This window comes from Enterobacter asburiae (assembly GCF_001521715.1).
GTDB lineage: Bacteria > Pseudomonadota > Gammaproteobacteria > Enterobacterales > Enterobacteriaceae > Enterobacter > Enterobacter asburiae.
Window position 1 is genome coordinate 2451146 of sequence record NZ_CP011863.1, and the last position, 21623, is coordinate 2472768.

Sequence of the window (21623 nt, forward strand, 5' to 3'; positions counted from 1 at the left end):
TTTACCAGCGTGGAATGGTGGTCGTCACATCCGCATTCTGCGCGCGCTGGCGCAGGAAGTGATCCATCAGCACGATCGCCAGCATCGCTTCTGCGATCGGCACCGCGCGGATCCCCACGCACGGATCGTGACGTCCTTTGGTGATCATCTCAACTTCTTCGCCATCGCGGTTAATCGTGTGGCCCGGCACGGTAATGCTGGAAGTTGGCTTCAGCGCGATATTGGCAACAATCTGCTGCCCGCTGCTGATACCGCCCAGGATGCCGCCCGCATGGTTGCTCTGGAAGCCCGCCTTCGTGATTTCGTCGCGGTTCTGACTGCCGCGAAGCTGAACCACGTCAAAGCCGTCGCCAATCTCTACGCCCTTCACCGCGTTGATGCTCATCAGCGCGTGGGCAATGTCAGCGTCGAGACGGTCAAATACCGGCTCGCCCCAGCCAGCCGGGACGCCGTCGGCCACCACGGTCACTTTCGCGCCAATGGAGTCGCCCTCTTTTTTCAGGCCGCGCATCAGTTCGTCCAGCGCCTCCAGCTTGTCGGCATCGGCGCAGAAGAACGGGTTTTGTTCAACCTGATCCCAGTCCTTCATCGCCAGCGGAATGTCGCCCATCTGGGTCAGACAGCCGCGGATAACGATGCCAAATTTCTGCTGCAGGTATTTCTTAGCAATCGCCCCTGCCGCCACGCGCATCGCGGTTTCACGCGCGGAAGAACGTCCGCCGCCGCGATAGTCGCGGAAGCCGTACTTTTGTTCGTAGGTGTAGTCAGCGTGGCCCGGACGGAAGACGTCTTTGATGGCGCCGTAGTCCTGGGAGCGCTGATCGGTGTTTTCGATCAGCAGACCGATGCTGGTCCCGGTGGTGCGACCTTCAAAGACGCCGGAGAGAATTTTGACCTGGTCCGGCTCGCGACGCTGCGTGGTGTAGCGCGAGGTGCCCGGACGACGGCGGTCGAGGTCGTGCTGTAAATCGGCTTCGGTCAGTTCGATGCCTGGCGGTACGCCATCAACGATACAGCCCAGCGCCAGCCCGTGCGACTCGCCAAATGTGGTCACGCGGAATAACTGTCCAATACTGTTTCCTGCCATCACGGCTCCGATGTTGTTGTTTGTGTTTGAGCGTTGTGAAACGGGCCGAAGCCCGCTGGATTAATCTTTATAGATGCTGAAGTGTTCGCGCGCGTCGAGCAGCTGCGCTTTGGTCAGCATAAAGACGCCGTCACCGCCGTTGTCGAACTCAAGCCAGGTGAACGGCACATCCGGGTACTGCTCTATCAGATGTACCATGCTGTTGCCCACTTCACAAATCAGAACGCCGTCATCGGTCAGGTAATCCGGCGCGCAGGCCAGAATGCGGCGCGTCAGCTTCAGGCCGTCAGAGCCTGACGCCAGACCCAGCTCCGGCTCGTGACGGTATTCGTTCGGCAGATCGGACATGTCTTCCGCATCGACGTACGGCGGGTTGGTGACGATCAGATCGTACTGCAGCGTCGGCAGATCGCGGAACAGGTCGGAGCGAATTGGCGTAACGTGATGGATCAGGCCGTGCTCTTCGATGTTGTGTTCGGTCACGGCCAGCGCGTCGGTGGAGATATCGACGGCGTCCACTTCCGCTTCCGGGAAGGCGTACGCGCAGGCAATCGCGATGCAGCCGCTGCCGGTACACATATCCAGAATGTGCTGTGGCTGATGGCCGATCAGACCTTCAAAGTGGTTGTTAATCAGCTCGCCAATCGGCGAGCGCGGCACCAGCACGCGTTCATCGACATAGAACTCGTGGCCGCAGAACCAGGCTTTGTTGGTCAGGTAGGCGACCGGAATGCGCTCGTTCACGCGGCGGATCACGCGCTCAACGATGCGGTGTTTTTCGCTGGAGGTCAGGCGCGCGGTGCGCATGTCTTCCGGAATATCCAGCGGCAGGTAGAGAGACGGCAGCACCAGCTGCACGGCTTCATCCCACGGGTTATCGGTACCGTGACCGTACCAGATATTGGCGGCGCTGAAGCGGCTAACCGACCAGCGCAACATGTCCTGTATGGTATGCAGCTCGTTTACTGCTTCATCGACAAATATTTTATCCACTCTTTCCTCCAGGGCATGCTCGCATAATTTTCGGCGGCTAGTTTGCCATGAAGACGGCGATAAATCAGCAATGACGCGTCGCGCTTGAGGTTAAAAAATGCGTTTAGTCGGGTACACTGTCGGAAATACGAGATGAGAATGACGAATGAAAAAGAAAACATCGCTCAGCGAGGAGGATCAGGCGCTCTTCCGTCAGCTGATGACCGGGACGCGTAAAATCACGCAGGACACCATCGTCCATCGCCCGCTGCGTAAAAAAATCAGCGAAGTACCGGTCAAACGCCTGCTGCAGGAGCAGGCCGATAACAGCCACTATTTTTCAGATGAATTTCAGCCGCTGCTCAACACGCAAGGGGCTGTGAAGTACGTACGCGAAGACGTCAGCCATTTTGAGCTGAAAAAATTACGCCGCGGAGATTATTCGCCGGAGCTGTTTCTCGATCTGCACGGTTTAACGCAGATGCAGGCGAAACAGGAGCTGGGGGCGTTGATCGCCGCCTGTCGCCGTGAACATGTTTTTTGCGCCTGCGTGATGCACGGCCACGGTAAACATATCCTTAAGCAACAGACGCCGCTGTGGCTGGCTCAGCACCCACACGTCATGGCTTTTCATCAGGCACCGAAAGAGTACGGCGGAGATGCCGCGTTGCTTGTGTTGATTGAAGTGGAAGAGTGGCAGCCGCCAGAGTTGCCCTGACAGAATGGCGGGAAGCACATTGCGCCCCGCCATATCGCACGTCACGTCAGATCGCTTTTGCCATCTTCAGGTTGCACGGACTCATTTGCCAGTTGAAGACACCTTTGCCCGTTTCGTCGAGAGAAACATTGGCAATGGCGGATGTCGTGAACATCGGCGGTGTCTCGCCCGGACACAGCTCAGATACCAGATAGCCAACCAGTGGCAGGTGGGAAATGACCAGCGCGGAAGCGACACCTTCATTGCACAGCGCCTGAAGATAAGCGCTGACAAGGCCTACATCGCCACACGGGGTGAGTTCAGGGAGAACATCCACACTGGTCGGCAGGTTCATACACTCCCCTACCACATCCAGCGTCTGTTCTGCACGCAGGAACGGACTCACCAGAACGCGTTCGATGTCCACTTTTTGACCGTTAAGCCAGGTCGCCATCAGACGAGATTCGTCGCAGCCACAGACGGTCAAAGGACGTACTGAGTCACTGGCGGCATCGAGTGCCGCGTCGCCGTGACGCATGATAAAAACTTGCATATTGCACCGCTTTTGTTAACCAGAATCACCGGCGTTAACTACCCGCGATAAATGCTATGAGGTAGAAAACCCGATGGCCGGGCATTGTGCCTGATCCATTCGGTGAATGAAACGCTGTTTTTTACCTCAATGGCGTAAGTATAGTCAATCTCTGTTTACAAAATCGCCAGAACAGGTCCATTCACTTCAGGATTTACCCTTCTTTGACCTCAGCTTACGAGGACAGTTTCCCTTGCAGGCCAAAATGTCTGGCCGCGTTCCGCCATCTGCAATAATTCGTCACACGGTGTAAACCGTGGACCATATTGCGAAGCCAGACGTTGCAGGATAGCAACCACTTCACCCGCGCCGAGCGAATCCATGTAACGGAACGGACCGCCAAGGAACGGCGGGAAACCAATGCCAAATACCGCGCCGATGTCACCATCGCGTGCGCTCTTGATCACCTGTTCACCAAAGCAGCGCGCCGCTTCATTGAGCATCATCATTACGCAGCGCTCAGCGCACTGAACGGCGGACAGTTTTCCCTGACCGGTGGTCGAAATAAGCCCATAAACCGAAGGGTCGACCTGTTTCTTGCTTTTACGCCCTTTCGCGCCGTAAAGATAGAAACCGCGTTCATTTTTTCTGCCTTTGCGATCGTCCTTCAAAATCGCAGAAACAATGTTTGCAGGTGGGCTAAAACGATCGCCATAGGCGGCTTCCAGCACTGGTATAATTTTAGTGCCGGTATCTATTCCCACCTCATCCAAAAGTTGGATTGGGCCAACGGGGAAACCAAACTTTACCAGCGCCTCGTCGACATGTTCGATTTTCTCGCCTTCCGTCAGCAACCGCATTGCTTCATTAATGTAGGGAGCCAGAATGCGGTTAACGTAGAAGCCGGCTTTGTCCGCTACCACTATCGGGGTTTTGCCCTGTTTTTTCGCCAGCTTCACCACGGTGGCAACAGTTTGCGGACTGGTTGTCGCGTGCGGAATAACTTCCACCAGCGGCATTTTTTCGACCGGGCTAAAGAAGTGCAGCCCAATCACCTGCTCCGGACGCGCGGCTTTCGCCGCGATATCGCCAATCGGCAATGACGACGTATTGGAGGCAAAAATGGTATGCGGGGCGCAATGTTGCTCAACGTCTGCCACCATCTGCTGCTTAAGCGCCAGATCTTCAAACACGGCTTCAATCACCAGATCGCGGTGCGCAAAACCGCTGTAATCCGTCGTACCGGAGATCATCGCCAGGGTTTTATCACGCTCGCTTGCCTTGATATGGCGGCGCTTGACCTTTTGATCAAGGTTCTGCCAGCTGTACTGCAGCGCGTGGTTGATCCCCTTAGGATTAATGTCTTTGATTCGTACAGGCAATTTGCCTTTGCTGGCGGTAACAAAAGAGATTCCGCCGCCCATGAGCCCCCCACCCAGTACGCCAATGGCACGCAGCGGCGCAGGCTGCGCCTCGCTGCCCGGATCTTTTTTCACGTCCGTGCTGGCGAAGAAGATGCTGCGCAGCGCCTGTGACTGCGGCGTCATCGCCAGTTCGCCAAAGGCTTTGGCCTCCGCGGCATAGCCGCTGCTGCTGCCCTGCGACAGCCCGGTTTCGATTACTTCAAGGATCCGCTTTGCCGCCGGGTAATTGCCTTTGGTTTTTTGTTCGGTCTTTTTGCCCACCATGTTGAACAGGAGCGTTCTCCCCAGCGGACCGGCCAGCACGCGCTCACGCACCGGCAGAGGACGTTTTGCCTGACGCCCTTTCAGCGCAAGCTCAACGGCGGCCTCCAGCAAAATGGACTGCGGCACGACGTCATCGACCAGACCGGCTTTCAGCGCCTGACGGGCGCGCAGCTGTTTACCGGTTAAGATCATCTCCAGCGCCGTGCTGACGCCCACCAGACGCGGCAGCCGTTGCGTTCCGCCGGAGCCAGGCAGCAGGCCCAGCTGCACTTCCGGCAGGCCCAGAATCGTTTTCGCATCGTCGGTGCAAATCCGGCTGTGACAGGCCAGCGCCAGTTCAAGCCCACCGCCCAGGCAGGCACCGTGGATCGCGGCAATGACCGGGATCGGCAGGCCGTTAATCTCCGCCATCACCTGCTGGCCCTGACGCGCCAGCTCTTCGGCTTCCAGAGCGCTTTGCGTCCGGGCGATCATGTTGATATCCGCGCCGGCGATAAAGTTATCCGGCTTGGCAGAGATAAAGACCAGACCACGAATCGCTTTGTTGTCGCGGATCTGCTTTAGCATCGCGCGCACCTGAACACCAAATTCGGCCTTCAGGGTATTCATCTTTTCATCAGGCACATCAATAGTGATAACGGCCACGTTATCGAGGCGAACCGTCAGATTAAATGCAGATGGCATATCCATTATTCAGCCTCCAGAACCATTGCTGCGCCAAGGCCACCCGCCGCACAGGCGGTAACGAGGCCAAACCCGCCGCCGCGGCGACGGAGTTCATGTAATGTTTGCGTGATCATCCTCGCCCCTGTGGCGGCAAACGGATGACCGTAGGCGATAGAGCCGCCCAGCACGTTGAATTTACTCTGATCGACTTCGCCAGTGGCATGAGCGCGTCCCAGCACATAGCGCGCGAAACGCTCGCTTGCGAGCAGCTGTACGTTTGCCAGGGTTTGCGCGGCAAACGCTTCGTGCATATCAATCAGGGTTAAATCAGCCAGCGTCAGCCCCGCGCGCTCCAGCGCCAGCGGCGTGGACCACGCCGGACCTAACAGCATGTCCTGCCAGACATCAATGGCGGTGAAGGCATAGCTGCGTAAATACCCCAGGGGAGTGATGCCCAGCTCCTTCGCGCGGGATTCGGTCATCAGGATCACGGCTGCTGCGCCATCCGTCAGCGGCGTGCTGTTCGCCGCCGTCACCGTGCCGTGTTTGCGGTCAAACGCAGGGCGCAGTTTGGCGTAATCCGCCAGCGTTGAGGTGCCGCGAATATTGTTATCTTCCGCAAGCGGTTCACGGTAAGGCGGGATGTAAGCCGTCATCACCTCGTCGGCAAGTTTGCCTTCCGACCAGGCCTTCGCAGCGAGCTGGTGCGAACGATGCGCCAGAGCATCCTGCTGTTCACGGGTGATGCCATACGTTTTAGCCATCTGCTCGGCGGTATCGCCCATGCGCAGGCCGGTGGAATATTCCGCGACGGCAGGTGGTACAGGCATGAGGTCGCGCAGGCGTAAACGTGAGAAGAGTTTGAGTTTCTGACCCGTCGTGCGGGCTTTATTGGCATCCACCAGAATGCGCGCCAGTTTTTTACTGACCCCAATCGGCAGCACCGAAGAGGAGTCCGCCCCACCCGCAATCCCGGCGCGAATCGTGCCCGCCATCAGGCTTTCGGCGACGTTAGCCACGGCCTGGAAGCTGGTTGCGCAGGCGCGGCTGACGCTGTAGGCATCGGTATGCACGTTCATCCCGGTACCGAGGACGATTTCACGCGCAATATTGGGGGCTTCAGGCATCTGCACAACCTGACCAAATACCAGCTGTTCAATGACCTCAGGCGGAATTTCGCTGCGAGCCAGCATCTCCCCCACTACCATTTTCCCCAGGTCGACGGCCGGTATGCCATGAAACGCCGTTGCCTGACGCGCAAATGGCGTGCGCAATCCACTGACTATGGCAATGCGATCGCCCTGACGGGTAATAAGCGGTAATGCCTGACTCATAACACTCCCCTGTAAAAAATTTTCGCAAAAATAAAGTGGTCTGACCTGATAATAGTCTTAACCATTTTTTTACATTCAGCCAATCGGGGAAACGAAAAAGTGCGAGCTAAAACACAGAGAAGAAAAAGAAAATGCCCCTGCATAGCAGAGGCATTTGTGCGGTTTGTTGCCGGGTGCGCAAGGTAAAAGCAAAACGGTAACCCGTAGGTTACCGTTTTTAATGTTTGCACCCTCTTCCGTGAGAGAGGGTCGGGGTGACGGCTTCAGGCCGCAGAAATTAACGCAGGCCCAGCTGGAAAATCAGCGTTTCTGCTTCGCAGGCGAAGACAAAGTCGATGTCCAGCTTCACGCCGCCTTCCACTTCGGTAAAGGTAGACTTGATTTCACACGGATCGGATTCAACGTCACGCGCACGCTTGCTCAGCGCGGTCAGGGTCTCTTCCGCTTCGGCACGGTTGGTGAATACACGGCTGTAAGAGGCGGTGCAATCGGTGTTGTCCATGATGGTCCCAACATCCATACAGCAGCAAACCGGGGTTTCATCAGCACTGCATTTACTCATAGCTCAATTTCCTCTGTATTCGCGCAGCGCGCGAGATAAACACGATGCTGCTATTTTACGCCCCGGCGCGGGCGCTCTCCAGCCGTTAATGGCGCAAAAGGGGATAAGTGACCAATATCACACTAAAAAATGATCTAAAACAAAAACCACCCTTTTGGGTGAGTCGTGATGGTCACAATTTTGCCAACCAGATCTCGTTTCACGAAACATGTTTGAAAATATTAATAAACAAACTTGCAACATTCCGGCTGGTCAGACCTATACTCTGGCCACTGGTCTGATTTGTCTGTCATACCTCAGACCCTACACTTCGCGCTCCTGTTACGGTATGTAACAATTATTGAATAAAAATAACTCAATGAGGTTATGGTCATGAGCCAGAAAACCCTGTTCAACAAGACTGCGCTGGCAGTCGCAGTGGCACTCGTCTCCACTTCCGCCTGGTCAGCGGGCTTTCAGTTAAACGAATTTTCTTCCTCTGGCCTTGGCCGTGCGTATTCCGGGGAAGGCGCTATTGCTGATGATGCGGGTAACGCGAGTCGTAACCCCGCGTTGATCATGATGTTCGATCGTCCGACTTTCTCTGCCGGTGCAATTTTTGTCGATCCAGGTGTTGATATCTCGGGCCGTTCTCCGACAGGTGCCGATCTGAAATCGGATAACATTGCCCCAACGGCATGGGTTCCAAACATGCACTTCGTGGCGCCGATTAACGACCAGTTCGGCTGGGGCGCATCCGTGACCTCTAACTACGGTTTAGCAACCGAGTTCAATAACGACTATGCAGCTGGGGCGTTTGGCGGTAAAACCGACCTGGAAACCCTGAACCTGAACCTGAGCGGTGCTTACCGTCTGGATAATCACTGGAGTTTCGGCGTTGGCTTTGACGCTGTGTATGCTAAAGCGAAGATCGAACGTTACGCGGGCGACCTGGGCAAAGTCGTCGCTGGCTCAGGCGCACTACCACCAGCCCTGGCACAGCGAGTGGCTGGTATCCCGGCAGATACTCAGATCGCTTATCTGAAGGGCGATGAGTGGGGCTTTGGCTGGAACGCAGGCATCCTTTATGAACTCGATAAAAACAACCGTTACGGCTTTACCTACCGTTCAGAAGTAAAAATCGACTTTGATGGCGATTACAAAAGCAGCCTCCCTTCTGCTTATAACCAGATCCTCGGCAACTTCGGTCTTCCGATGGGGACCAATGGCCAAACCACTGGCGGCTCTCTGAGCCTGCACTTACCAGAAATGTGGGAATTGTCTGGTTATAACAAAGTGGCGCCACAGTGGGCAGTTCACTATAGCCTGACCTATACCAGCTGGAGCCAGTTCCAGGAGCTGAAGGCGACCAACAGCAACGGCGACACGCTCTTCTATAAAGATGAGAGCTTCCGTGATGCTTACCGCATCGCGCTGGGGACCACCTACTATATGGATGACAACTGGACATTCCGTACCGGTATTGCCTTCGATGATAGTCCGGTACCAGCAGACAAACGCTCTATCTCGATTCCGGATCAGGACCGCTTCTGGCTGAGCGCTGGTGCGACCTATGCATTCAACAAGGATGCTTCTATTGATGCGGGCATATCTTATATGCACGGTCAAAAAGTTAACTTCAAGGAAGGTCCGTATGAGTTCTCTTCCGAAGGTAAGGCCTGGCTGTACGGCATGAACTTCAACTACGCGTTCTAATCGCGCTGGAATCAAAAAAGGTGAGCATTGCTCACCTTTTTTATTTACTCCGAATCGATATCTTTTAGTTCGTTTTCGATCGCCTTCGCGTTTGGATTCTCTTCCGGCTTCAGCTTGCCGCCGTTGGCAATAAAGTCATGATTCTGGAAGTACGCTTCACGCACCATAATGTACGGGTCAGAAGACTGGCGCAGCAGGCCATCAGAGTCGAGCAGTTGCGCGCGAGTTTCAATCCCTTCCACCGTCCATTTACCTACCGACAGCGGCCAGGTCAGCCATGACAGGACCGGATACAGCGTATCCACCATATCGCCGCCATCATCACGGAGGGTGAAACTACCGTAGAACGGTAAATGCACGTACGGACCATACCCGACGCCGTAGTGTCCCATCGTGCTGCCAAAACGGTGCGGCTGTTCACGCTGCAGTTTCTGGTTAGCCATACCTGCAACATCAATAAAGCCCCCCATCCCCAGAATGGAGTTCAGGAAGAAGCGGGTAAAGTGGACCATCCCCTGATAAGGGTCGCCCTGCAGGAAGTAGTTCACCATTACCGCAGGCTCTTCGAGGTTGCTGGTAAAGTTACTTAACCCGTTACGCGCAGGTTGTGGAACATAATCGCGCCATGCTACTGCCACCGGACGAACCACATACGGGTCCAGTACGTTGTAGTTGAAGCTATACATTGAGCGGTTAAATCCTTCGAGAGGATCGGAGCGTCCCGTTTGCTCACCGGAGCTGGCGCAGCCCACAAGCATCGTCGCGCCAAGCGCAAGCGCCGACAGCCGAAGTTTCATAAATATCTCCCTGTTCAGTATGGCTATCGTTGATTGCCATCCGTAACGGAGCCGTTGACGCTCCGTCTGTAAACGTGCAAGCGATTGTAACAGCACGTTTACCGATGTCTATGAGCACAATTACGGGCAGTAATCACCGTGACTCTGATCTCAGCATAGCCTGGCTTTAGGAATTCGTTTCGCTGGCAATTTTATAATGTCTTTGAAAGAGATGTATCACCTTTGTTGTCATTGCAGCCAAATTAAGAGCATCCCCACAGGCATCCCGATAAAAGCCGCTACGCTTAACAGAAAGATCAACCTCCGGGAGCAGATATGAAAGATGTAGGTGAAGAGAAAATTGGCGAGAGCACTGAGGAACTTGAAATTGAAAGCGAGGAGAAAGCGCGCGGCGAGAAGATAGAAATTGATGAAGATCGCCTCCCCTCCCGCGCAATGGCCATCCACGAGCATATACGCCAGGATGGTGAAAAAGAGATGGAGCGCGACGCGATGGCCCTCTTCTGGTCAGCCATCGCTGCCGGGCTATCAATGGGCGCATCTCTGCTTGCGAAAGGGATATTTCATGTGCAGCTGGAAGGCGTACCCGGTGGATTTTTACTGGAAAACCTCGGCTATACCTTCGGCTTTATTATTGTCATCATGGCCCGCCAGCAGCTGTTTACCGAAAACACGGTGACCGCCGTTCTGCCGGTGATGCAAAACCCCACACTCGGTAATTTCGGCTTATTGATGCGGCTCTGGAGCGTGGTCCTGCTGGGTAATATCATCGGCACGGGCATCGCGGCATGGGCGTTTGAATATATGCCGATCTTTGATGAACCCACCCGGGATGCGTTTGTGAAAATCGGCATGGACGTAATGAAAAACACGCCGGTCGAGATGTTCTCAAACGCCATCATCTCTGGCTGGATTATCGCCACGATGGTCTGGATGTTTCCTTCAGCGGGAAGCGCCAAAATTGTGGTGATCATATTGATGACCTGGCTAATTGCGCTGGCGGACACCACGCATATTGTGGTCGGTACCGTTGAAATCCTCTATCTGGTCTTTAACGGTACGCTTCACTGGAGCGATTTCTTCTGGCCGTTTGCCCTTCCGACGCTGGCGGGAAACATCTGCGGCGGAACATTTATCTTCGCGCTGTTAAGCCATGCCCAAATTCGTAACGACATGTCGAACAAACGCAAAGCTGAGCTTAAGGCACGGGAAAATGATGATAAATCGACAAAAAAATCGACCTGAATGGTGACTCTTTGAGCAGTCAGGCGGCGATGCGCTTAACGCAAAGTGTAAATAAGGCTATACTCGTGCCGCCTCGTCCCCTTAGTTAAATGGATATAACGAGCCCCTCCTAAGGGCTAGTTGCAGGTTCGATTCCTGCAGGGGACACCATTGAGTCATTTCACAACACTTCAGCTCACTTCACAACATCAGTAATACCAAGCCTTCCAGCAGAAACCACACTTACACAGCGTTCAATTACCTTCATGACATTACAGCACTCTGATGGTATAAGTGATGGTACTATTCAGTTCGATATCCAGATACCATCAATTACCTCATGAGGGGTGTCATTTATGGCTATAAACGAGCTTTCACCCAAACAGATCGAGAATGCCAAGCCACGAGACACCGATTACAAAATATCCGATGGTGGCAGTCTGTATCTCTTGGTCAAAAAGACCGGTGGCAAATACTGGCGCATGAATTATCGCTTTGCTGGTAAGCAGGCGACATTAGCATTAGGCTTGTATCCGGATGTTCCGCTGACAACAGCCCGTAAACGCAGAGATGAAGCCAGACAGCTTCTTGCCGAGGGCAGAGACCCACGTGAAACAAAAAAAGCTGAAAGTACTGAACCAACGTCACCAACTTTCGAAGCTATAGCCCGTGAGTGGCACGGCGGAACGATGGGGCATCCTGTGTGGAAAGAGATCACCCGTAATAAGATATTGAGGGAAATGGAAAACCACATATTTCCTCTCATCGGTTGCAAACCCATCGACACCTTAAAAACACGGGATCTGCTACCTTTGCTTATTAGCATGAACGAACAAGGCATTGGTGCTACTACGGGAAGAGTAAAGACCACAATGAGCAGCGTATTCCGCTATGCGGTTCAGCGTGGAATTGTCGAGTACAACCCAGCTCATGACCTGAAAGGTGCTTTGACGAGTCCTAAAACTAAACACCGCCCCGCTCTACCTCTGGATCGTCTGCCAGAATTGATGGCGAAAACTGAAACCTACACAGGCAGATCTCTCACCAAACTCGCCGTGTTACTTTCTCTTCATACATTTGTTCGTTCAAGCGAACTTCGCCATGCTCGCTGGGACGAGATAAACTTTGAAACTGCCATGTGGACAATCCCTGGTCAGCGAGAAGAAATTGCAGGCGTAAAATTCTCTGAACGTGGGGCTAAAATGGGCAGTGGGCATGCAGTACCACTGTCTTCGCAGGCAATTGACGTATTGAAATCGATTAAAAACATCAGCAATGAATACACACTGATTTTTCCTGGCGATAGCAATCCCTATAAGCCTATGAGTGAGAACACGGTTAATAAAGCGCTCCGTACTATGGGTTATGATACGCAGGCCGATATTTGCTTACATGGTTTCCGGGCAATGGCCTGCTCTGCTCTTACCGAATCAGGATTGTGGTCAAGAGATGCCGTAGAGCGACAAATGAGTCACCAGGAACGCAATGAAGTACGTGCGGCTTATGTTCACCTGGCGCAGCATATGCAGGAGCGCCGCCGAATGATGCAGTGGTGGTCAGACTATCTTGAAGCAAACTCGGATAATCATGTCGCACCATACGACATGAAGAAATTACGGGTAGTTGGTAGCTAATGAGTAAGACTGGGGCTAGCCCGGCCAGGCGAAAAGCAGTAACACCTGATGCCTGCCACAGTTTTCATCAGGTGCACGCGAGGGTGACGTGATGGATAGCAACGTCTGGAAAGAGAACCGAATTGCGCCTTTAGAATACTGCTCATTCGAAAGAGCTGCTAAATTGCTTAATTGCGAATGTGAAGACTTAATTCACTGGAATAAAACAGGTGCTATCTCAATAGCTTTTGAGCCAAAAAATTTAGCTGGTGATTTGTCTGTTAGTTTTTACGAAAATGCCGCTGATAATATTGAAAGATATAACCTCTCGGGTGATGCTGCCAACTTACTGATTTAGTGTATGATGGTGTTTTTGAGGTGCTCCAGTGGCTTCTGTTTCTATCAGCTGTCCCTCCTGTTCAGCTACTGACGGGGTGGTGCGTAACGGTAAAAGTACTGCCGGACATCAGCGCTATCTCTGCTCTCACTGCCGTAAAACATGGCAGTTACAGTTCACATACACCGCCTCTCAACCCGGTACGCACCAGAAAATCATTGATATGGCCATGAATGGCGTTGGATGCCGGGCAACCGCCCGCATTATGGGCGTTGGCCTCAACACGATTTTACGTCACTTAAAAAACTCAGGCCGCAGTCGGTAACCTCGCGCATACAGCCGGGCAGTGACGTCATCGTCTGCGCGGAAATGGACGAACAGTGGGGCTACGTCGGGGCTAAATCGCGCCAGCGCTGGCTGTTTTACGCGTATGACAGGCTCCGGAAGACGGTTGTTGCGCACGTATTCGGTGAACGCACTATGGCGACGCTGGGGCGTCTTATGAGCCTGCTGTCACCCTTTGACGTGGTGATATGGATGACGGATGGCTGGCCGCTGTATGAATCCCGCCTGAAGGGAAAGCTGCACGTAATCAGCAAGCGATATACGCAGCGAATTGAGCGGCATAACCTGAATCTGAGGCAGCACCTGGCACGGCTGGGACGGAAGTCGCTGTCGTTCTCAAAATCGGTGGAGCTGCATGATAAAGTCATCGGGCATTATCTGAACATAAAACACTATCAATAATTTGGAGTCATTACCTGAAAAGTGGTATTGAATATGTCCAGACGCTGAATTACTGCATTGCCGGGATGCAGGACAAAGTGGGGGTCATTCGTCATTTTAATGATTTGTTGTCAGGGACACCCACGGATGTAACAAATATACTGGCTCGTGCTTTAATATTAAATCAGGATGTTCTGGCTGAAAAGTTAGCTAAAGCTACTGAAGGCTTTTCGGACTGGTTTGCCATTCCCTGGAATGGTATCGCCGATGCTTTTAAAGATGGTATCGAAAAAATGCGTGACAATGCTGCCGGTGTGGCAGGAATATTCATCGGGTTACTTTCAGGTATATTAACAAAACAGATCGCACAGGCATTAGAATCAAACAAAGTCTACGGCTGTTTAGTTGCGATGGGTGCAATAACAAATAAGGCACTGGTTCCTTTAGAAAAAACAGGGAAATATAAAGAGTTTGTTTCTGAAGTTGTCATGCAACTGGCTAAGGAAAGCGGGCTGGACAGCAGAGTAAATAAAGACAGCTTACGACATTATGTCAGACGGGAGTTGAGACGACTCAGGATCGACGGGTTGCCAGTGGAAGTGGAGGAAACAAAAAAATTCCTGGTTATGGTTGATATTGACAAAGTGCACGAGATGGCATCGCTGCCACCCAAAGAGCGTGCTATTGCATTGAGTAAATTACTTCGAACCTCGGCAGACGTTGAAGCTCAGCAATTTAGCCGCTGGCAGGGCGCTGTCCAGCGTGGAGTCACAAAAGCCGGACAGGCTATGCCATTTACATTAGGGGTATGTTCCGGGATTCTTCAGGTTGCAGCACTTTTTATTTCTGCTGATATTCACAATAAGAAAACGCTCACTGCCGATCAGGGAGAAGCGCATTCCCGATTTTGGGCGGGCGTATTAGGCCTTGGAAGCACGACATTAGGCATTATTGAGACCGGTATTAAACAATTTCGGTTATTTGCCAATGCTGCGTCGAGGCTCCGGGTTTTCAGTTCTGAAACCTTTCTCAGATGGGTTGGTTATGTGGGGAAAGCATTAGGCGTGGTGGCTGGAGTGATTGCTGCGGGGTATGATTTATATCATGCATTCAATGAATTAAATAAAGGGCATATTGGACTTTTTGTTGCTTACGGTATGTCAGGGCTCGCTGGTTTGTGGCTTGCAGTTGCTGTAGTTTGGGCGATACCTGTGATAGGAACGTTTATAGCAGTTGCGATTTTGATAGGCACTACTATTTATCTTGCGTTTCAGAATCGCGATAACATTCAAAAATGGCTGGTGCAGTGCTTATGGCGACGAATACCTGTTGGCACTGATTATACGAAGGAAAATCAAGAAAAATATAAGAAGATAGAAGCTGCAGAACTGCCTGTATGGCCAACCATGAAAATGGAAATGGATGAGCTTAAGTTAGCTCTGGGAGTGGAGGGATAAATGGATTATTACGGTCTTTTTCCTAAGTTTAAATTAAACCGGTCTCTTAGTGATGATGAGAGAACGCATCAGCTAAAACAACATCAGGCAACTGAACTGGATGGACAATCAATAGTCCCTGATATGAAGGTTATAACACTTAACACCCATTATCTTGAACTTGTTGACAAATATTACTCAGCGAAGGGTTTCGGTGGGTTTGTCGCTGCATTTGGCTTTTTTTCTACGTCATTACTGTACCTCGCTGTGTTGATTGACACCGTTCCCTATCTCAGATGGCAATTTTCTGGTAGTGAAAAAATACTATTGATTTCTACTTTAATGTTGATTCCCGCCATTCTGTTTTCATTCAAGCTTCTAAAAACAGAATGGTTTTCCTGGACACATTATCCCATTCGCTTTGACAGAAAAAACAGACTGGTGCACGTATTCCGGTTAAATGGTTCAGCCTACAGCGTTCCCTGGGATAGCGTTTTTTTCACCACTGGACTGAGCCACAGAAAAGATGCGAACAAAGACTACTACATCAGCGGTCATGTGCTGGCGGATGATAACAAAACCGTGATTGACACCTTCTGTCTGCCGGCCACGCATTCGGACAGGGAGCAGCTTGAAAGGCACTGGGAGTTTGTCCGACGTTACATGGAAGAAGGGCCTGAGTCCGTCATTGGTGTTGTTGATTTTTGCCTGCCCATCGCAAAAAAACGCGAGGGCTATCGCTTTGGTCTGCTCTATCTTTTATCCGGCTTTAACGGCGCACCATTATTTCTGTTTCCGTTCCTGTTTGTGCTGGCCTTTATTTTCAGCGTTCCGCGCTACCTGGCGATGGTGACAAGCAGAGTGCCCGTCTGGCCTGAGAGTATTGAGTCACTGTGCCGGGTCGATAAAGATGACCCTTATCGGGTCGATGCTTCTTGTAATCCTGAGCATCCATGGCGGAATATTTTCATGAAACCATCAGCAAATAACAGGAAATAAAGATGAAAGGTATATTGGAATGGGGTGAGGTTAAATTGGCTCCGGGAGTGTAGAATAAAATGGATTATTACGGTCTTTTTCCTAAGTTTAAATTACATCGGTCTCTTAGTGATGAAGAGAGAACGCATCAGCTAAAACAACATCAGGCAACTGAACTGGATGGACAAACTTTAGTTCCTGATATGAAAGTGATAACACTCAATTCCCACTATCTGGAGTTAGTTGACAAATAATACCCAGCGAAGGGTTTCGGTGGATTGATCGCTGCAATTTGTTTTTTTTGGATTGTCGCTATTTTACTTGGTTGTGCTTATTGGAACCATTCCTTATCTCAGGTGGAAGATTTCGGGAAGTGAAAAAGAACTTTTGATTTTTACTTTAATGTTAGTTCCGGCAATTCTGTTTTCATTCAAGCTTCTTAAAATAGAATGGTTTGCCTGGACTCATTATCCCGTTCGCTTTGACAGAAAAAACAGACTGGTGCACGTATTCCGGTTAAATGGTTCAGCCTACAGCGTTCCCTGGGATAGCGTTTTTTTCACCACAGGACTGAGCCACAGAAAAGATGCGAACAAAGACTACTACATCAGCGGTCATGTGCTGGCGGAAGATAACAATACCGTGATTGACACCTTCTGTCTGCCGGCCACGCACTCGGACAGGAAGCAGCTTGAAAGGCACTGGGAGTTTGTCCGACGTTACATGGAAGAAGGGCCTGAGTCCGTCATTCGGGTTGTTGATTTTTGCCTGCCCATCGCAAAAAAACGCGAGGGCTATCGCTTTGGTCTGCTCTATCTTTTATCCGGCTTTAACGGCGCACCGTTATTTCTGTTCCCGCTCCTGTTTGTGCTGGCATTTATTTTCAGCGTTCCGCGCTACCTGGCGATGGTGACAAGCAGGGTGCCCGTCTGGCCCGAGAGTATTGAGTCACTGTGCCGGGTTGATAAAGATGACCCTTATCGGGTCGATGCTTCTGGTAATCCTGAACATCCATGGCGAAATCTTTTCAGGAAACCATCAGCAAACAACAGGGAATAAAGATGAAGGGTATCATTCGTATCGGTGATAAAACCACCGGGGGCGGCCAGGTTATGGATGGCTCAAAGAAAATGAAATTTGCCGGTATTGGTGTGGCGCGTAAAGGCGATCCGGTCAGTTGCCCGATATTAGGCCACAGCCCTTCTTTTATCGCTGAAGGGCATCCAACTATGAAGGATAATGGCGTACCAGTTGCGTTTCACGGATATAAATGTACCTGTGGATGCACACTGATCGCTTCTTTAAGTAATGCGACTACGAGTAAATAATGCCCGTTGAACTTACCTGTATTCCACCACGTGCAAAACGACAATCTGCACCATCCTTTAAGCGCTGGGTGATACTCCTGGTTGTACTTATTATGGCCGGAGCGGGGATCACCGCCTTTTTCTGGCCTACGAGCTCGCCCACTCATACGGCTACGTTCTGGTTTTGTTTTCTTGGAATCCCCTCAGTCATTGGTGGGGTTGCATTTGCGTTTCGCTGGCTGATTTATCTTGCTGGGGAATGGCTGGCAGATGGCTGGGATGCTGCCAGGGAGTGGGATCTTGCTCAGGACATTCGGTCCGGTCAGCGTAGTCTCGGTATGTTTGGTTACGTAGTTCACCTGCCGCATGTCATTTCCTCTGAATCCATTTCGCAACAGATGCAAGTACCTGAAGGTATTATATTGCCAGCAAAGGTGGACGAGACAGGCGAGTTGCTTATCCACCACGCCAGTTTTAGCGATATGGGATTACCTGTACTGGTGAGAGTAAAAGAACGAATAAACTCTTTGCTAAGGGAGACTGCGCTACAAAACGTATTTCAACGCATGCCCCAAAAGTCTCCCCTGGCTGTGTTATTTCAGTTCAGCCCGGATATATCTTTATCACCCGAAGAGCTCGCCGTGATAAAGCAACTGGTGCAAAACAGCATTGGTTTCGGTAATGACTCCAAATTATTGATAGTGTTTTATGTTCAGATAATGCCCGATGACTTTATCATGCAGCTCCACCGATTTTGAGAACGACAGCGACTTCCGTCCCAGCCGTGCCAGGTGCTGCCTCAGATTCAGGTTATGCCGCTCAATTCGCTGCGTATATCGCTTGCTGATTACGTGCAGCTTTCCCTTCAGGCGGGATTCATACAGCGGCCAGCCATCCGTCATCCATATCACCACGTCAAAGGGTGACAGCAGGCTCATAAGACGCCCCAGCGTCGCCATAGTGCGTTCACCGAATACGTGCGCAACAACCGTCTTCCGGAGCCTGTCATACGCGTAAAACAGCCAGCGCTGGCGCGATTTAGCCCCGACGTAGCCCCACTGTTCGTCCATTTCCGCGCAGACGATGACGTCACTGCCCGGCTGTATGCGCGAGGTTACCGACTGCGGCCTGAGTTTTTTAAGTGACGTAAAATCGTGTTGAGGCCAACGCCCATAATGCGGGCGGTTGCCCGGCATCCAACGCCATTCATGGCCATATCAATGATTTTCTGGTGCGTACCGGGTTGAGAGGCGGTGTATGTGAACTGTAACTGCCATGTTTTACGGCAGTGAGAGCAGAGATAGCGCTGATGTCCGGCAGTACTTTTACCGTTACGCACCACCCCGTCAGTAGCTGAACAGGAGGGACAGCTGATAGAAACAGAAGCCACTGGAGCACCTCAAAAACACCATCATACACTAAATCAGTAAGTTGGCAGCATCACCCACTTTTCAATTCCTGGGTATCAAAATTATGCTTAAAATATTCGAGCAATACGCTGCCCTTTATCCACTCAAGATACATTTCAGTACGTGGGCTTACGATTCTGTCATTATACTGCTGTAAAATTTGATTAAATTTCTTCTGAAAACCAGCCACTTTTGATGGTTCATAGTATTGTTCATACTCCGCCCACCTCCTGGCTGCCTCAGATTTTACTTTCCGATCACCGATCGAGGTATACATATTATCCGGAACATCACCGTTCACGCTATAGCCAAAGGGGCCATAAAGCGCATTGCGTTCCTGGCTCTCATTCTTCTCAATAGCGTCACGTTCAAACTGACGATTCATCGATTCTTTCAAACCAGTAATTGCAGAAGCCAGAGCAAGCTCCCTTTGATATTCGGCTTTTTTGTAGACGTTTTTTTGCAATTCAAAGTCTATAACGGCGGAGAGATCCTGCAAGACTGCAGGTGGATCCTGCAGCACAATCATTGCCCCTTTATTTGGGTAAAGCTTGTCTGCCGATTTTTTAATTAAAAGGGCTTCAAATGTCGTGGCAGCTTTCCATGGTGCAGGGGACCATATCCTGCCGCTGCTGTTTTTTCCTTCACTGCTGTATTCCGCCACAGTTTCAGTCAGCGCTGATATTGCAATAACCTGGTCCGCCTTACCGCTATTAATCCAGCCATCCATGTCAAAAGGTTGCATATACTGGATGCGATAAGACGCTTCTTCATGCTTTGTGCGGACCACTGGTGTCCATTCCACTTCGGACCAGCAGAACCAGAACACGCCGTTTTTCATGCCCAAGGGCTTTACCGGGAGCGTTATCAGTGATGCACTCGCAAGTTCTTCTGGCTGAGTAACGCATGGCTTAGTGATGTAGCCCCCTGAAACACCGGACAGTAGCTGTATCTCCAGATAAGAGATAGGCTTGAATATATGTCTAACACTAACGCCAATTTTGAGATGACCGGGATCCTGTTAGGGCAAGAAGCCCGTAAACGTAAAACTCCTCAGGAGAAGATCGCCATTATCCAGCAGACGATGGAGCCGGGCATGAATGTCTCCCATGTCGCCCGCCTGCATGGTATCCAGCCCAGCCTGCTGTTTAAGTGGAAGAAGCAATATCAGGAAGGCAGCCTCACCGCCGTTGCGGCCGGAGAGGAAGTCGTTCCTGCTTCTGAGCTTACTGCTGCTCTGAAGCAGGTCCGGGAACTTCAGCGCCTTCTGGGCAAGAAGACGATGGAAGTTGAGATCCTGAAAGAAGCCGTGGAGTACGGCCAGTCGCGAAAATGGATAGCGCACGCGCCCTTGTTGCCAAAGGACGGGGAATAGCCCTGGTCAGCCGCACCATGGGCGTGTCGCGTGCGCAGCTGTCACTGCGGATTAACCGTTCTGCCGACTGGCAGGACAGGCGCTGTAACCGGCGTAATGACGAAGCAGACGAAGAAATACTGTCGGCTATCCTCGACATCATCAGCGATATGCCGAGTTATGGTTATCGACGCGTGTGGGGCATCCTGCGCAAGCAACGTCGCACAGAGGGACAGCCACCTGTGAACGCCAAACGGCTTTACAGGATAATGAGCGAGCATAACCTGTTGTTGTTGCATGACAAACCAGAGCGACCGAAGCGTGAACATAAGGGCAAGATAGCGGTGGCAGAAAGCGATATGCGCTGGTGTTCAGATGGCTTCGAGTTCGGCTGCGACAACGGCGAAAAACTGCGGGTAACGTTCGCGCTGGACTGCTGCGACCGTGAGGCCATAGACTGGGCAGCAAGCACGGGAGGCTATGACAGTTCGACCGTGCAGGATGTGATGCTGAGGTCGGTGGAAAAGCGCTTCGGCGACAGGCTACCGGAAACACCAGTGCAGTGGCTGACGGATAACGGTTCAGCGTATACCGCGTATGAAACGCGGAGGTTCGCGAGAGAGCTGAATCTGGAGCCCTGCACAACAGCGGTGAGCAGCCCGCAGAGTAATGGCATGGCCGAACGGTTCGTGAAAACGATGAAAGAAGACTATATCGCGTTCATGCCAAAACCGGATGTGAGAACAGCACTGCGAAACCTTGCAGTAGCGTTCACGCATTACAATGAAAACCACCCGCACAGCGCGCTGGGATATCACTCCCCGAGGGAATACCGGCGGCAGCGGACATCGTTAACTTAAGATACAAAAGCTGTCCGGAGATGGAGGGTCAAGATCAGTAACGCATGGCTTAGCCTTACCATTTGCAATATCAGTAGGCACATCTCCATTTTCAGGCAGCGGGTAATAATATCCTTCGCAAGTGACAAAATAATTTATCCAGCGGTTACCTGACTCAGACCAGATGTATAAATAGCCCTCACGCAGCAAGCGTCCCGTCCATGCAGTTTCGCCCTTTGCTACTGCAGGTACGGTGACGCTACCTGGCAAAAGAGGTAATGCATCATCCTTTGCCACAACCGCCGGGCGAACGGGTAAAAGTGGCAACCCATAGCGGGTACAGAATTTACAGCCTTTTTGTGTGCTCATA

At 51.7% G+C, this 21623-nt stretch carries 23 protein-coding genes and 1 tRNA gene; 14 read left to right on the forward strand and 10 right to left on the reverse strand.

The genetic code is table 11. The features are described from left to right. Position 1: 1 nt before the first annotated feature. Positions 2-1087 (reverse strand): chorismate synthase, encoded by a 1086-nt coding sequence (gene aroC / locus ACJ69_RS11990; RefSeq protein WP_059347099.1) that lies wholly within the window; start codon positions 1085-1087, stop codon positions 2-4. 60 nt (positions 1088-1147) lie between these two features. Next, the gene (gene prmB, locus ACJ69_RS11995) at positions 1148-2080 is read right to left on the reverse strand and encodes a 50S ribosomal protein L3 N(5)-glutamine methyltransferase (protein ID WP_008502612.1); all 933 of its coding nucleotides are present in this window, start codon (positions 2078-2080) and stop codon (positions 1148-1150) included. A 145-nt stretch (positions 2081-2225) separates the two neighbouring features. Between prmB and smrB the strand changes: the two genes are divergently transcribed. Continuing rightward, positions 2226-2777: an endonuclease SmrB gene (gene smrB / locus ACJ69_RS12000; RefSeq protein WP_033146105.1), complete on the forward strand. Its 552-nt coding sequence runs from the start codon at positions 2226-2228 to the stop codon at positions 2775-2777. A gap of 46 nt (positions 2778-2823) precedes the next feature. Here the strand turns inward: smrB and sixA are convergent, their stop codons facing one another. The 4 genes from sixA to ACJ69_RS12020 form a co-directional block, all read right to left on the reverse strand. Then, positions 2824-3309: a phosphohistidine phosphatase SixA gene (gene sixA, locus ACJ69_RS12005; RefSeq protein ID WP_032659231.1), complete on the reverse strand. Its 486-nt coding sequence runs from the start codon at positions 3307-3309 to the stop codon at positions 2824-2826. Between the two features lie 209 nt (positions 3310-3518). Further along, positions 3519-5666, reverse strand: a complete 2148-nt coding sequence (fadJ, locus tag ACJ69_RS12010) for a fatty acid oxidation complex subunit alpha FadJ (protein WP_059347100.1) — start codon at positions 5664-5666, stop codon at positions 3519-3521. Further along, positions 5666-6976 carry an acetyl-CoA C-acyltransferase FadI gene (gene fadI, locus ACJ69_RS12015; protein WP_059347101.1) on the reverse strand — a complete coding sequence of 437 codons (1311 nt, stop codon included), beginning with the start codon at positions 6974-6976 and terminating at the stop codon, positions 5666-5668. The genes fadJ and fadI overlap by 1 nt, the downstream gene beginning before the upstream one ends. 277 nt (positions 6977-7253) lie before the next feature. Beyond that, positions 7254-7538 (reverse strand): YfcZ/YiiS family protein, encoded by a 285-nt coding sequence (locus ACJ69_RS12020; protein WP_024907659.1) that lies wholly within the window; start codon positions 7536-7538, stop codon positions 7254-7256. A 372-nt stretch (positions 7539-7910) separates the two neighbouring features. Between ACJ69_RS12020 and fadL the strand changes: the two genes are divergently transcribed. Next, a complete protein-coding gene (fadL, locus tag ACJ69_RS12025) occupies positions 7911-9233 on the forward strand; it encodes a long-chain fatty acid transporter FadL (protein ID WP_032659239.1) in 1323 nt (440 codons plus the stop codon). A 44-nt stretch (positions 9234-9277) separates the two neighbouring features. Here fadL and mlaA read toward each other — a convergent pair whose 3' ends face one another. Then, a complete protein-coding gene (gene mlaA, locus ACJ69_RS12030; RefSeq protein WP_023312585.1) occupies positions 9278-10030 on the reverse strand; it encodes a phospholipid-binding lipoprotein MlaA in 753 nt (250 codons plus the stop codon). A 315-nt stretch (positions 10031-10345) separates the two neighbouring features. Between mlaA and ACJ69_RS12035 the strand changes: the two genes are divergently transcribed. The 11 genes from ACJ69_RS12035 (at position 10346) to ACJ69_RS25275 (ending at position 18409) form a co-directional block, all read left to right on the forward strand. Beyond that, entirely contained in the window at positions 10346-11275 is a 930-nt protein-coding gene (locus tag ACJ69_RS12035; protein WP_029740160.1) for a formate/nitrite transporter family protein, read from the forward strand. 75 nt (positions 11276-11350) lie between these two features. Continuing rightward, positions 11351-11425, forward strand: a tRNA-Arg gene (locus ACJ69_RS12040). Between the two features lie 185 nt (positions 11426-11610). After that, positions 11611-12888 carry a tyrosine-type recombinase/integrase gene (locus ACJ69_RS12045; RefSeq protein WP_054830123.1) on the forward strand — a complete coding sequence of 426 codons (1278 nt, stop codon included), beginning with the start codon at positions 11611-11613 and terminating at the stop codon, positions 12886-12888. Positions 12889-12979: 91 nt separating this feature from the next. Further along, positions 12980-13225, forward strand: a complete 246-nt coding sequence (locus tag ACJ69_RS25265) for a hypothetical protein (protein ID WP_153251355.1) — start codon at positions 12980-12982, stop codon at positions 13223-13225. 28 nt (positions 13226-13253) lie between these two features. Next, positions 13254-13951, forward strand: a protein-coding gene (locus ACJ69_RS12050; protein ID WP_103215986.1) for an IS1-like element IS1A family transposase whose coding sequence is annotated in 2 segments (ribosomal slippage) — positions 13254-13503 and positions 13503-13951 — 699 coding nt in all. Because the reading frame shifts where the segments join, the coding sequence is not laid out codon by codon here. Positions 13952-14016: 65 nt separating this feature from the next. Beyond that, positions 14017-15387 carry a hypothetical protein gene (locus tag ACJ69_RS12055; protein WP_059347102.1) on the forward strand — a complete coding sequence of 457 codons (1371 nt, stop codon included), beginning with the start codon at positions 14017-14019 and terminating at the stop codon, positions 15385-15387. Beyond that, positions 15388-16365 (forward strand): DUF6708 domain-containing protein, encoded by a 978-nt coding sequence (locus ACJ69_RS12060; protein ID WP_059347103.1) that lies wholly within the window; start codon positions 15388-15390, stop codon positions 16363-16365. It abuts the gene before it with no gap. Between the two features lie 59 nt (positions 16366-16424). Next, complete coding sequence (locus ACJ69_RS25270) at positions 16425-16598, forward strand: hypothetical protein (RefSeq protein ID WP_155616778.1); 174 nt, start codon at positions 16425-16427, stop codon at positions 16596-16598. 73 nt (positions 16599-16671) lie between these two features. Next, entirely contained in the window at positions 16672-17403 is a 732-nt protein-coding gene (locus ACJ69_RS12065; protein ID WP_320204345.1) for a DUF6708 domain-containing protein, read from the forward strand. Between the two features lie 2 nt (positions 17404-17405). Further along, the gene (locus ACJ69_RS12070; protein ID WP_032659264.1) at positions 17406-17672 is read left to right on the forward strand and encodes a PAAR domain-containing protein; all 267 of its coding nucleotides are present in this window, start codon (positions 17406-17408) and stop codon (positions 17670-17672) included. After that, positions 17672-18409, forward strand: a complete 738-nt coding sequence (locus ACJ69_RS25275) for a hypothetical protein (protein WP_153251352.1) — start codon at positions 17672-17674, stop codon at positions 18407-18409. Before ACJ69_RS12070 ends, ACJ69_RS25275 begins: the two co-directional genes overlap by 1 nt. Here the strand turns inward: ACJ69_RS25275 and ACJ69_RS12080 are convergent. Together ACJ69_RS12080 and ACJ69_RS12085 are read right to left on the reverse strand one after the other, a co-directional pair. Continuing rightward, a protein-coding gene (locus ACJ69_RS12080; RefSeq protein WP_103215986.1) for an IS1-like element IS1A family transposase occupies positions 18344-19041 on the reverse strand; the annotation gives its coding sequence in 2 pieces (ribosomal slippage) (positions 18344-18792 and positions 18792-19041; 699 coding nt in all). The two genes, ACJ69_RS25275 and ACJ69_RS12080, sit on opposite strands and share 66 nt — an antisense overlap. Before the next feature lie 50 nt (positions 19042-19091). After that, positions 19092-20060, reverse strand: coding sequence for a toxin VasX (locus ACJ69_RS12085; RefSeq protein ID WP_407027168.1), 969 nt, complete (start codon positions 20058-20060; stop codon positions 19092-19094). A gap of 6 nt (positions 20061-20066) precedes the next feature. On the opposite strand from ACJ69_RS12085, the gene ACJ69_RS12095 reads away from it, so the two are divergent. Continuing rightward, positions 20067-21274, forward strand: a protein-coding gene (locus ACJ69_RS12095) for an IS3 family transposase (protein ID WP_116799391.1) whose coding sequence is annotated in 2 segments (ribosomal slippage) — positions 20067-20388 and positions 20388-21274 — 1209 coding nt in all. Because the reading frame shifts where the segments join, the coding sequence is not laid out codon by codon here. On the opposite strand, the gene ACJ69_RS25280 is transcribed toward ACJ69_RS12095, so the two are convergent. Further along, the gene (locus ACJ69_RS25280) at positions 21266-21622 is read right to left on the reverse strand and encodes a toxin VasX (RefSeq protein ID WP_153251350.1); all 357 of its coding nucleotides are present in this window, start codon (positions 21620-21622) and stop codon (positions 21266-21268) included. The genes ACJ69_RS12095 and ACJ69_RS25280 overlap by 9 nt on opposite strands. Position 21623: the final 1 nt, after the last annotated feature.